The organism is Streptomyces sp. NPDC102467, from assembly GCF_044765445.1.
In the GTDB taxonomy this organism is placed as follows: domain Bacteria; phylum Actinomycetota; class Actinomycetes; order Streptomycetales; family Streptomycetaceae; genus Streptomyces.
This window is the reverse complement of sequence record NZ_JBIWKA010000019.1, coordinates 1-12,585: the sequence shown is the minus strand read 5'-3', so window position 1 is coordinate 12,585 and position 12,585 is coordinate 1. Positions and strand designations below refer to the sequence as shown.

Genomic DNA, 12,585 nt, shown 5'->3' with positions numbered 1-12,585 from the left:
GTTTGCACGGGCACGCGATCGGTCTAGGAGACTGGTTTTGACCTGCAAAGACCCAGGCGAGGACGACTACTGGAGCAAAGCCTCATGTGCAGGTGTCTCAGGCTTTCGCCCTCCCTGGCCGCATCGGTGCTGACCCGTTGCTGACTTTAGTGACGACTCGTCAGTTCTGTGTGCGAGCGCCCAGAGATCGGAACACACCCGCGGACCCGTGTGTTCCGTAGGCGGACCTGTTCTGGTCGGCGATGGCCTGGCCCTCCCCACCAACTCGGGGATGCCCCGATGGCCCTGGACCCACTTGTTCGTGAAGTACAAGGAGACCGCGCGCGGCGGTCTCGCGGTGAACATCATCGAGTGCTGAGGAAATGGGCCCTGAACAGCGAGTTCAGCTCTTTCAGCGCTGTCAGGGCCTTCCCTGCTTACCTGGCGGAAAATCCCTGGCCCCTCCCTGGGGCAGACCTGAAAGTCCTTGAGAAGTCCCTGGGGCGGGGGTAGCGGGCCAGGTGCGGATGAAGCGTGCCCGTGATCACCCGGGCAAGTCGTCGGAGACCATGAACCGGTCCCAGCGGGTCCACATGATCGGGGTCACTCCGCGGCGACGACGTCACGGACATGCTGGGTGGCAGCCACCAATGCCCCGCTCAACCCCCGACCGCCTGCGGGCTGCGCTCCTGATCCGATCCGGGCACCGGTTCCGCCGGGTCCGCGCCCATGGCCACGATCCGATTGTCGCCGTCCACGTGGACGACCTTCGGCTTCAGGCTCCGCGCCTCGGCGTCGGTTACCTGAGCGTAGCTGATGATGATCACCAGCTCCCCGGGGTTGACCAGATGGGCAGCGGCCCCGTTGATACCGATCACACCGGATCCGCGCTCACCTTCAATGACGTATGTCTCCAGGCGAGCACCGTTGGTGATGTCCACGATGTGAACCAGCTCGCCCGGAAGCAGGTCGGCTTCTTCAAGCAAGCCCGCGTCAATAGTCACCGATCCCACGTAGTGCAGTTCGGCTTGAGTCACGGTAGCGCGGTGGATCTTGGACTTGAACATGGTGCGTAGCATCGAGACACTCCTGGCCTTCTAAGCTCGCTGCCTGATTTCGGGACAGGTCGAGTGCGGTTTTTTACAATGAGTCACGTTTTCGGGCATTCACTACCGTTGTTGCCCGGCCGTTCACCGGACAACAAGACCGGGGCCGCAGCTGGTGGCCGACGAGCCCCATAGCGCTATGCAGTGGGCTGGGGCCAGGGCACGGCGGTCTGGCTCGGGAGGTCGTAGTCGATGCCAGGGACGTTCCAGCCATAGAGCTGCCCGACCTGCCGGCGGAACCACCCGGTGTCGGCATGGTCGGTGACGTTCTCGGTGGTGATCTGGTCCCATTGGGTCCGGACCTGGCTCTGGACGGTGGCGTCGAGCTCCCAGCCGTCGAGGCGGATGCGGCCTGCGTCATCGAGGAGGAATGGCTGTTCGCCCTCGAGTTGGGACCACAGAACGTCCATCTGCTGTGCGGTGGTGAGAAAGCCGTCCTCCCCGAGGACGTGGTGCAGCAGGCTGGTGTAAAGGGCGATGCTGGGGATCGCGGTCGAGGCCTGGGTGACGGCGGCTCCGGCGACGGCGGTGAAGGCGCGCCCGCCGTGGTCGGCGAGTCGGGTGCCGAGGTGGTGTGCGGATGCTTCGAGATGCTCCTTGGCTGCACCGATGGTGCCGTTGCGATAGATGTCGGCAGTCAGGTCGGAGCCCACATAGGTGAGCGCGGTCGTGGTGAAGCCGTCGGCGAGGAGATCGGCCTCTGCGAGGGCGCCAATCCAGTGCTGCCAGTCCTCGCCGCCCATGACCTTGACGGTGGCGTCGCGTTCGGCGTCGGTGGCGGGTTGCAGCGTGGAGCTGCCGATGACGGGTCGATCGTCTGTGAACTCCAAAGTCTTGGCGGTGGAGGCTTGCCCCAGCGGCAGGACGACGGAGTGGTGGACCTGGCCGGTGACGGGGTCGGTGCGGCGCGGGGCAGCGATGCTGTAAATCAGGTGGTCGACCCTGCCGTAGCGCTGTGCCAGTTCCTTGATGACCTCGGTCTTGGCGGTGTCGGCGAACGCGTCGGTATTGAGGAAGGTCCACCCGTCGGCGAGTTCAGCGGTGCGGGCAGCACGGTACCAACCGGCGGAGGCGGTGCGGCGGTGCGTTTCGGCAGCCTCGTAAGCAACGCCGACGCCGACCGCTCCGCGGCGGGCCGCAGCAAGTGTCGCGGCCAGGCCGTAGCCGGCGCTGAAGCCGACAACCACCACGACCGGAGGCTTCTCCGCGGCGGCTTCTTGCTGCGGGAGTTGCTGCCAGAGCCTGTCAACTGTGTCCACTGCGCCTTGAGGGTGGGCGTTGACCATAAGGAAGCCGCGGCCTCCGGGGGCGAGGTGTCGTTCACTCATGGGAGAGTGCCCTTCTTGATCGAGATTGGGGATGCGCCGGGCCACGGCGAGCAGTGCACGGGTGCCCAGGCAGGCGAGGCGATGTTGGAGCGAACCGCCCTCTTACCATCGCGGAGCTGCTCAAAAGGGGCAGTGGCTCACGGCGCCAATTCGCCACACGGAGATCTGTCGTTGTGCGTGAGAGACGCCGGGGCTGTCTGCTGGATCAAACTTCGATTGTATCCGACAGGCAATTCGCCCCGTGATGTGGCTGACACCATCCTCGGCGAGTGTCTCAGCCCTTCAGGCTCCGAGAGAGCTCCTCAGCGACTTCAGGCGCAACCAGCAGTTCCACCACCCCGGTTGTCTTCCCCGGATCGTGGTCTATGAAGACGTCTTCGACGTTCACCCCTGCCGCCCCGATGTCCGTGAAGAGACGAGCCAGCTCGCCTGGCTGGTCGCCCACCGGCACCGTGATCGTTACATAACGAGCCTTCGGAGCACGGTGTTTGTTCGGCAGCCTCTCGTGGCCGGCAACGCCTCGGTTCAGCACGTCGAGGAGAGCCTCGGCACCGTCGTCGCTCGTCCTCTCTGCGCCAAGCTCCAGACGTCTCAGCGCCGCTGTCACTCTTTCCAGGTCACGGGCCAGTTCGGTGAGGGTGTCGGCCACGGAGCCGGCGTTGGCGGACAGAACATCGAGCCACAGCTCGGGATCACCCGCCGCGATCCGTGTGACATCACGCACGCCCTGACCTGCCAGGCTGATCTGTGACTCTGCGGCATTCTCCAGGCGCGCGGCCATGAGGCTGGCAACAATGTGCGGAGCATGGGAGACCAAGGCGACTGCCGCATCGTGCTCGTCCGGCCTCATGACGAGCAGATGGGCGCCACATATATCGATCATGCTCTCGACGGCATGTTGAGCCTGCTCCGAAGTTGCGGCGTGGGGGGAGAGGATCCAGACCCGTCCTTCGAACAGGTTGGCTCGTGAGGCGAGCGGGCCGGAACGTTCTCCGCCGGCCATGGGATGGCCTCCCACGAAGGATGTGAGATCACATCCCAGCTCGACGACGTCCGCCATGGGCCGCGCCTTGACGCTGGCGACGTCTGTATAGGCTCGGGCGAGCCCGCGCTTTTGTACCCGTGCGAGGGTGGTGGCGAGTTCCGCCGGCGGTACCGCAAGAATGGCCAGGTCGACCGCTTCCGCGGGTTCCTCGGCACGCCCGGCTCCCATTGCTGCAGCGGTCATGGCGGCCATGGGTTCTTGGTCGATCAGGTAGACGACGACTCCTCTGGCGGAAAGCGCCAGAGCGATCGAAGTACCGATCAGCCCCGTCCCGACGACAGCGGCACTACGCAACATGGATTCCCTCAAGCTTGATCGAATCGACAACACCCAGGCCGAAGTTGCGCTTGATTCCGCGGCCGTTGGAAGGCAGACCGTCCCAGGGGTCAGCCCTGCCGCTGCACGGAGAGCACAGCGGCGAGGCGTTCAAGCCCTTCATCGATCTCCGCCCCGTCGACTTGGCTGTAGGACAGGCGGAGTTGGTGAGCGGCCTCCGGTTCTGAGCCGAAGTAGCTCATCGGGGTCCACAGCACCCCGTAGTCGCGTGCGGAGATCTCCAGCAGCGCGTCATCCGCCGGGAAAGGCACCGTCAACACGATGAAGAACCCGCCGCCCGGTACGTTCCAGGTCACTCCCGATGCGCCGGCGGACGGGAAGAGTCGGTCCAAGCCCGCCAGCACGCGATGCAGATTGTTGCGGTACAAGGCGATCTCGCGCTCATTGGCTCTGTACAGACTCAGGTCGTGAGTCAGGAGCTTGCCCGCGATGACAGCCTGGGCAACGGGCGAGGTATTCACCGTGAGCATGCTCTTGATCTTCGACAGTTCATCGGCCAATAGCCCCTCCCGGCCATCGGCGCCCAAGACTCGCTGGTCGGCCACTGCGTATCCGATCCGAGCACCGGGCAGACCGGTTTTCGCGAACGACCCCAGATAGATAACCCTGCCCCGGGTGTCGAGCGACTTCATCGTGGGCAACCGCACGCCGTCCGCAGCGAAATAGCCGTACGGGTTGTCCTCCAGCAACAGAAGGTCGAGCCGCTCCGCGAGATCGAGCAGTGCGTGACGGGTCGCCAAATCCAGGCTGATGCCCGAGGGATTGGCGAAGTCTGCAACCAGGTAGCAGGCTCGGGGACGCAGACCGCGCGCGCGTGCCTCGTACACCACCCGCTCGAGACTCTCCAGGTCTACGCCGTTCGGCCCGCCGGCCACCTCAAGGACCGGCATGTCCACGAGGCGGGCGGCCCCAGTAAGTCCCACGTAACTCGGCGACACGGCGAGGACTACGTCCCGCTCGTCCACGCGCAGCGCGCGCAGCGCCAGGAACATCGCCTCCTGGCAGCCAACGGTGACCACGACCGATTCAGGGTCCACGGTCATTCCCTCGTCCACTTCCAGGTGGCGGGCGATCAGCTCGTGGATGATGCCGTTGGTCCGCCCGTACTGGAAGAGGGTCCGGCGCACCTGCGCCTCGTCGTACCCCTTCTCCTCTCTCAGATACTGCTCGAAGCGCCGAAGGTAGTCGTAGACGAGATCGGTGTCGAAGAAGCCTTCGTAGGGCCGCCCCGGCGCGAAGGAAATTGCCTCGGGAAAACGCTGGGCGATCTCGTTCAGAAAATTCATCGATCCCAGCGACTTGTCCTCGAGGGATGCATGCAACTCCGCTGTGCGCAACAGAGTTGCCGGATACCGCTGTGTCACCGTAGGGCCATCCCTTCATGGCTGGTCGTGCACGTGGTGTGGTCGTGGGCCGTACCAGTACGACCCGCGCCCATCGCGTCCCGCACGACGCGCAGGGTGCTCGCGGACTCCGGACCGGAACACCCTGCGAGCCCGAGCGCGTCGCGCAGCTCGTCCGCGAGTAGGTCAAGGACCGCGCGCGCTCCTTCGGCCCCGCCTGTCGCGAGCCCCCATAGCAGCGGACGTCCAAGTAGAACGCCGCTCGCCCCGAGTGCTAGAGCCTTGAGCACATCGAGCCCGCTGCGGACGCCGCTGTCGAGTAGCACCTCGCAACGCCCGTCCACCGCCGCGCACACCTCCGCCAGCGCGTCGATGCTTGCTACGGCCCCGTCCATCTGTCGTCCGCCGTGATTGGAGACGACGATGCCGTCCACCCCCGACTCGGCCGCCTGGGCCGCGTCCGCCGGATCGAGCACGCCCTTGACCAGCAGTGGCAGCCGGGTGCGGCGCCGAAGCTCCTCCAGGTCGGCCCAGCTCAGGGACGGCGCGAAGGCTGCGGCGGTGTGGCGGGCAACCGCAGATTCGCCCGAAACCACCTGATGCGCTGCCGATTCCGCACCCGCCGGGAAATGCGCGGCCACAACATCGTCCGGCAGTACAAAGCCATTGCGAAGGTCACGCCTCCGACGGGCCATCCAGGGCACGTCGACGGTGAGCATCACGGCGCTGCACCCGGCGTCCTCGGCGCGGCGCACCAGGTCGAACGACCGCTCACGGTCACGCAGCCAGTAGAGCTGAAACCATGTCGTGGCCCCGACGGCCGTAATCTCCTCCACGGTGTAGCTGCTCAGCGTGCCGACGGTGAAGGGGATTCCGGCCTCAGCCGCCGCGCGCACGGCGGCGAGCTCGCCCTTGGGGTGTACCAACCTCTGGTAACCGATCGGCGCGGTGGCCACAGGCATGGCGGACCGGCTGCCCAGCAGGGTGGTCGCACCTTCGTATTCCGATACGTCGCGCAGCGTTCTCGGCACGATCCGCAGCCGGTCGAACGCGGCCCGGTTGGCGGCGAGAGTGAGTTCCGCACCGCTGCCTCCCGCCACGAAGTCACGTACGGCGGCAGGCAGCACGGCATCCGCTGCCCGTTCGAAGTCGGCCAGGGCGAAGAAGCCACCCGACGTAAACGTGTCCGTGGCCGCCGTCATCGAACGGAGGCGTTCTGCTGCAGCCGTTCCAACTCGACGGCTTCGTAGAGAGCCTTGATATTGGAGGACCCAAACGTTTCAGCGCCGAGCCGCTCGATCACCTCGAAGAAGAGGGTACGCCGGGGGTGCGTCGACCGGGTGAAGATCTGGAACAGCTGCCCGCCGTGGTCCTCATCGACGAGGAGGTTCCACTCGCGCAACGACTCCAGCCCGTGACGGAGCAACTCCACACGCTGAGACAGGAGTTGGTAGTAGGTCGCGGGAGTCTTCAAGAAGTCCACACCGGCGGCACTCAGACCACGGACCGAACCGACGGCGTCGGGGCTGGAGAACGCGATGTGCTGGACTCCCGCACCGCCATGGTTCTTCAGGAAGTCGTCGATCTGCCCGGGGTCGGCTTCCGGATCCGGCTGGATGATCGTGAACGTGATGTCACCCTCGCAACTCTGCACCACCTTCGACAGCATGGCCTGCGAGCCGACGACGATCCGCTCCTCGAATATCTCCTTGAACCCCAGCGCCTCTTGGTAACACTTGACGACCTCATCCAGCTCCCCGGCCTGCACGCACACGGCGAAGTGGTCGATCTCCTCAAGGCCGGCGTCCTCGGAGGCGGACGGGCCCATCACGGAGTCGGACGACATCGGCTCAAAGCCCGCCGGTAGACAGTCGGTGCTCTCACGCTCGATGAGGGTGTGCACAACGTCTCCGAAGCCCGAGATGGTGGCGGTGGCGACTACACCCGGCCCTGACAGCTGGACGGGCTTGGCCAGCGGCCGCGCACCTCGACCCACCGCGTACGCGAAAGCGGCCGCGACGTCGGCGGTGCGCAGAGCGATGCAGGCCACACCAGTCCCGTGCAGACTCGTGAAGAGCGAGGCCGGGTGTTCCTCCTCGATGCCTTCGGTGAGTACCAGGACGATCTTCCCCTGGCGCAGAGCGAGGCTACGGAATCCCGCCCCCGCTCCGCCGGCGGAGCCCACGACGGTGAAGCCGAGCCGCGTGGTCCAATCGGCGGCCTCGCGGTCGAGGTCCTCGACGTAGAGCTCCACGTGGTCAAGGCGGAGATCTCCGACCGGGAGCTCAGCGGCGGGCTGCGAGTGTGCGGGGCGTTCGGAGTCTGCTGCGATGGTCATGCCGCTCAAACCGCTTCTTCCTGTACTAGTGATCTATCGTTGCGATGCCGGGCGGGCCCACATCGCCGGTGTCCACGGGTTCGTTCCGGGCCTCGGCCCGTTGTCGCCCCCCTGAGACGATTCGTCCTACGCGACCGGAGGCACGGCGCCGTCCCAGACGACAGGGCAGAACTCGGGGTCGGCGTAGTCGGGAGTCCCGTGTGGTGCCCTGCGCACCAACTCGTCGTGGTTGTAGGCGGCGAGGGTGCCATCCGAGAGAGGAAAGTCCCGGTACGCGTTGGCGCCGTCCTGGAGGTGCAGCGAAATGGCGCGGCGCGGCTCGGTGGATCGATTGGCCCCGCTGCCGTGATAGGTGCGGCAGTGGTGGAAGCTCACATGCCCTTCCGGGATCACCACCGGCACCTTGACGACCTTCGCGCCATTGGCCTCGGCGGTACGCTCAAGCACCGACTCCGCGTCACGCCCGAGCTCTGCGAAGTGCCGGGCTGTGACGGCGTCACGGCTCAGCTCCTTCCAGCGGTGGCTGCCGTCGACCATAGTGATGGTGCCCATGTGCTCGTCGCAGTCGTGGAACGGGATGAAAGCGGTCAGCATCTGCTCCGAGGTCGACGTCGCCCAGTAGTCCCGGTCGAAGTGCCAGGGCACGACGTTGCTGGGCTCCTCGGGCCGCGGCGGCTTGCGGATGAGGGTCGACTGGAACACCCGGATCTGCTCAGCCTGGGCCAGCCGCGCCGCCACCGCTCCCAGCAGCGGCTTGCGCAGCACCTCGGCGATCGTGTCGCTCTCGTAGTGGACGTAGTCGTTGTGACGCTGGACGTCGCCCTTCTCGGGAGTCCAGTACGCCAGCCGCGCGGGATGCTTCGGAAGCACCCGGTCGCGCCGTCCCGCGTAGAACTCCTCGCTGGCCGACCGCAGCAGAGCGGTCTCCCGGTCAGTGAACAGCTTCTTCGACAGGTACCAGCCATGCTCGGCGTAGAACGCGACATCGCTGTCCGACGGCAGGAGTTCGCGCTCCTCATCGGTCAGGGCAAAGGTCTCGGTGGGTGCGGACACGTCATTCTCCTTAACGCTGTTGCGGGGGTGCGACGGTTGCCTACCGAGGCGGGGCTTCCTTCTCGTAGGCGATCCCGCGGCAGCCGCGCCGCGCCCGGATACTCGCTGTCTTGCGGTAAAGGGGATCGGCGAGGCGGCGGCCGAGGACTTCGTCGTTGTTCAGCAGGCCTGGCCTCGTGCGTCCAGGGGCGCTCCCGGCTGAAGCCGGGATCCAGCCCACAGGCACGACGTGACGGATCACCGGCACATCTTCGCCGTGCGGTTCAGCACGCTCCACAGACGCTCGATGTCCTGCCCCGTGGTGTGGATGTTGGCGAGGGAGACCCTGACGACGTAGCCGTCGCGGATCACCGAGTGAGATACGAAGGCTTCGCCGGAGTTGTTGAGCTCCGTGACGATGCGGGCGTTCAGGTCGTCCACCGCCTTTGCGTCCGAAGCCGTCCCGTCCTGCGGCAGGTACCGCAGGCATACAAGCGGGTAACGCGACGGAGCGGGGCACTGCCAATTCGGGTCGTCGGCAGCCAACTGCCGCAACTTGTCCGCCAGTTGCATCGCGTAATCCAACCGGGACTGCAGCCCCGAGCGGCCGAACGAACGCATCACCCACCAGAGTTTCAGGGCCCGGAAGCCCCTTCCGAGCTGTGGTGACAGGTCCATGAAGTCGAACGTGCCGCCCGTATGAACCGAAGTCAGGTACTCCGGCACGAGACGGTATGTGTTGGCAAGCACGCCACGCCGCTTGCAGTACAGCGCGGTTGAGTCCAGTGGCACGAACAGCGTCTTCTGGGGGTTGACTACCAGCGAGTCACCGACCGACACATCCTCCGCTGCACCGCTCATGCGAGATGAGAAGGCGAACAGGCCGCCGTAGGCGGCGTCGACATGCAGCCACACCCCGAACCGCCGGCAGATGTCACTGATCGGCTCAAGCGGATCCGCCGCCGCCACCGAGGTGGTACCGACCGTTGCGACGACTGCGACCGGCACACAACCGGCCGCGAGGTCACGAGCGATGGCCTCCTCCAGCAGGTCCGGTCGCATCCGGTACTGGTCGTCGGACGGGATCTTCACCACGTTCCGCAGACCGATGCCGAGCGTGATGGCGGCCTTGTCCACGGAGCTGTGGGCCTGGTCGGAGGTGTAGATCCGAGCCACCCGGGCATGCGGCCCGCTCATACCCTCCTCGCGCACGTCGTAACTGAGCGCCGCGTCCCGGGCCGCGCCGAGGGCGTAGAGCGTGGCCAGCGAGGCACCCCCGACCAGCAGACCGTCCGCCTCGCTCGGGTAGCCCGCCAGTTCGGCGAGCCACCGCAAGACCACCTGCTCGAGAGCCGAGGCCGACGGACTGGTCTTCCACAGCATCGAGTTGACGTTGAGTGCAGCCGTCATCGTCTCGGCGAGCATGCCGGGAAAGCTCGCGCAGGTGGAAAAGTAGCCGTGGAAGCCGGGGTGGTTCCAGTGGACAAGGTCAGGAACGACCTTCTCCCACGTATCCGTGAGGATGCGCGGGAACTCCTCGCCTTGCTCAGGCAGGTCTACGTCCAGACGGCCCATAAGCTCCGCTGCGTCGTACGGACGCGCCACCGGCACGTCCCTGACCTGTTCGAAGTGCTGACGGATTGTCGCGAGCAGCTCACGGCCATGGTGTTCGAAGTCTGCCGGCGCCCAGTCGCCCGTGTGTTCAGACATGCGTGCTTGCCGCATGGGCGTGCGGGTCGGTTGCCTCGACGTCGACCGGAAGTTCCGTGAAGTAGAGGATGCCGCGCGGGCCATCGCAGTACTGTTCGTAGAATTCGCCGAGCAGCTTCTCCTCCTCCTTGATGAACACCTCGTGCTCGGCACGGCTGCGCCAGGTGTACATCATCCAGATCTCCCGCTCACGCTCCTGAAGCTGATAAAAGCGGCCGTGCTCGCACCAGCCCGGGTCGCCGTGCGCGCCCGGGCCGACGATGTCGTCCATCACCTGCATCAATTCCAGCGCGCGCCCGGTGAACTCCTCCTTCAGCTTCCAGGTCTCGATCACCGTGATCTTCTCTGCACTCATGCTTTCTCTCCTCTTCTGATCAAGCCGGCTGACCGAAGGCCGGGCAGTCGGGTCCCTACGGGTTCTGTCGGCGGGGTCTCTCGTACGTCGCTGCGCCGGGACGCCCTACGGCCAGGTCGAGTCTCTCGTCATGGCTGGATGTGGTGCATCCAGCCATGACGGTCCTCAGCACGCCCAAACTGGATGTCGAGAAGCCGTTCACGCAGCGCGCAGGTCAGCTTGCCTGGCGTGCCCTCGCCCACCGTGAACGCATAGTCATCGCCCTTGAATCCAACAACGGGCGTAATCACAGCTGCGGTTCCAGCGGCAAACGTTTCCGTGATGAGGCCCTCGGCCACGTTGGTACGCAACTCCCCCAAAGAGATCGTCCGTTCCACCGGGGTAAGTCCGAACTCGGGCGCTAGGGCGAGGATGGCATCGCGGGTGACGCCCTCCAGAATCGTGCCGAGCTTGGGTGTGACGAGGTGACCGTCCGAAGTGATCAGGCACAGATTCATCGCGCCCGACTCCTCCAGGTTGCCGTCCCCACCCGTCCTGTCGAGGTACATGACTTGGTCGCAGCCGTGCTCCTTGGCCTCGATCTCGGCTGCGAGACCGGCGGCGTAGTTGCCGCCGAACTTGGCTGTGCCAGTGCCGCCCAGGGCGGATCGGGTGTAGCGGCTGCTCACCCAAAGCGTGACTCCGTTGTGCCCGGAGGCGACGTTGGAGGAATGCTTCGAAGCTTCGTGTGCCGAGTCGGTGCCGTGGGGGCCTAGCGTCGAAATGACACCATCGACCTCGATCAAGTTACCGGATATTGCCGACGACACCTTTTCTCCTGTGCGTTGCGTACCAGTGATTAGGGCAGCCGGTTTCTAAGCACACGTGCGGGGACCGCGTGTGCGCAGCCCTGAAACGGCTCCACCCTTTACGTACGTATCGGTGGGCTGTCCGGTGGTCAAAAAGCTTCCTGCGCCAAGTCGGACAGAGTTCTGCATAGTGACCCGCGAGCCGACAGGCGTCGCAGGTGTCGAGTTCGGGTGATTCGCCTACTCGTGTAAGCGAGGGCCCGGCCGCTCCGTCTCGGTTGAGCCGTGGGCCACCATGGGGGTCTGCGGTCCGATACCGCCATCCCATGCAAACTGCCCGGTCGCGTCCATAGTCTGCACCAGGCAACGATGATCGACAAGAGGGTTCTTCCGCTGATCCGAGAACGGGCAACCCAATGACTGGAGTTACCGCTGGGTTATGAGGCCACGGTCCAGTTCGCGGAAGGCTCCGTTGTCGGGTCGGCTTTCCCGGTGGATGCGGAGTCATCAGAATCCTTGCGGCTCGGCAGAGGTCTGCTCGACTACTCACCGGTAGATACCAAGTAACGGCGTAGAGGCGGGCATTTCGGCGGGCGACGGGCGACACGACCGATGGCTTCAGGCAGGCCCTTGGCCCGTCGAAGTCACGCAGTCAATGCCGCTGCTGGGCGGCATCTCCCATCCAGGGCTCAGGGCCCTGACGTGGCAGAAGTCGCCCACGTGGCGATACCGGACCGTCGCGCGGCCGCGTTCAGCTCAGCCGGCAGGACCTCGCCAAGGCATTGCCACACGTCGACCTCGCGCAGCCCCCGGACCTCACAGCGGAGCCCAAGTTCCCACTGGGCATCGGTGTGCACCAGCCCGTCCGGCACGCCCTACGGCAAAGCCGCCCGCACCCCGGACAAAGCCCAATCTCCAACGGGACACGGCCCCTAGGGGGCGCATCACATTGCATTAGCCATTGTAATAGACACCAACTCTCCCATGTCGGATTTGTAGCGACCTCCAAGAAACCTCAAGGGAACCTCAAATAACCTCAAGATCCTTGACGTCGAAGTGTCTATATGGTGATGATCTTGCGGAATCAGTTCCGGTCGCAGTTGTTTGGAATTGAGTCGAGATTGCAGTACTACTGACCTTCAAAGCGTGGTGTCGGTAGGACTGACGGTTCATGATCCCTGCGGTATGCCGAGTGCATGAGGTACGCGCAAGGCGGTGGGCTGAC

Annotated in this window: 10 protein-coding genes; all 10 read right to left on the bottom strand. The window is 65.2% G+C overall.

Annotated elements, in window-relative coordinates; genetic code table 11:
- Positions 1-638: 638 nt before the first annotated feature.
- Positions 639-1,058, bottom strand: a complete 420-nt coding sequence (panD, locus tag ACIREE_RS33845; protein WP_404160935.1) for an aspartate 1-decarboxylase — start codon at positions 1,056-1,058, stop codon at positions 639-641.
- A gap of 164 nt (positions 1,059-1,222) precedes the next feature.
- On the bottom strand, positions 1,223-2,413 hold the full coding sequence (fabV, locus tag ACIREE_RS33840) for an enoyl-[acyl-carrier-protein] reductase FabV (protein ID WP_404160933.1): 1,191 nt from the start codon (positions 2,411-2,413) through the stop codon (positions 1,223-1,225).
- 274 nt (positions 2,414-2,687) lie between these two features.
- Positions 2,688-3,752: a prephenate dehydrogenase gene (locus tag ACIREE_RS33835; RefSeq protein WP_404161342.1), complete on the bottom strand. Its 1,065-nt coding sequence runs from the start codon at positions 3,750-3,752 to the stop codon at positions 2,688-2,690.
- Between the two features lie 92 nt (positions 3,753-3,844).
- Positions 3,845-5,158, bottom strand: coding sequence for a PLP-dependent aminotransferase family protein (locus ACIREE_RS33830; protein ID WP_404160930.1), 1,314 nt, complete (start codon positions 5,156-5,158; stop codon positions 3,845-3,847).
- Positions 5,155-6,339, bottom strand: a complete 1,185-nt coding sequence (locus ACIREE_RS33825; protein WP_404160927.1) for an alpha-hydroxy acid oxidase — start codon at positions 6,337-6,339, stop codon at positions 5,155-5,157. Before ACIREE_RS33825 ends, ACIREE_RS33830 begins: the two co-directional genes overlap by 4 nt.
- Positions 6,336-7,475, bottom strand: coding sequence for a 4-hydroxyphenylpyruvate dioxygenase (hppD, locus tag ACIREE_RS33820; RefSeq protein WP_404160924.1), 1,140 nt, complete (start codon positions 7,473-7,475; stop codon positions 6,336-6,338). The genes ACIREE_RS33825 and hppD overlap by 4 nt, the downstream gene beginning before the upstream one ends.
- Before the next feature lie 126 nt (positions 7,476-7,601).
- Positions 7,602-8,528: a phytanoyl-CoA dioxygenase family protein gene (locus ACIREE_RS33815; RefSeq protein ID WP_404160922.1), complete on the bottom strand. Its 927-nt coding sequence runs from the start codon at positions 8,526-8,528 to the stop codon at positions 7,602-7,604.
- A gap of 237 nt (positions 8,529-8,765) precedes the next feature.
- Positions 8,766-10,217: a pyridoxal phosphate-dependent decarboxylase family protein gene (locus ACIREE_RS33810; RefSeq protein ID WP_404160920.1), complete on the bottom strand. Its 1,452-nt coding sequence runs from the start codon at positions 10,215-10,217 to the stop codon at positions 8,766-8,768.
- On the bottom strand, positions 10,210-10,572 hold the full coding sequence (locus tag ACIREE_RS33805) for a hypothetical protein (protein WP_404160917.1): 363 nt from the start codon (positions 10,570-10,572) through the stop codon (positions 10,210-10,212). Before ACIREE_RS33805 ends, ACIREE_RS33810 begins: the two co-directional genes overlap by 8 nt.
- Before the next feature lie 128 nt (positions 10,573-10,700).
- The gene (locus tag ACIREE_RS33800; protein ID WP_404160914.1) at positions 10,701-11,381 is read right to left on the bottom strand and encodes an aminotransferase class IV; all 681 of its coding nucleotides are present in this window, start codon (positions 11,379-11,381) and stop codon (positions 10,701-10,703) included.
- Positions 11,382-12,585: the final 1,204 nt, after the last annotated feature.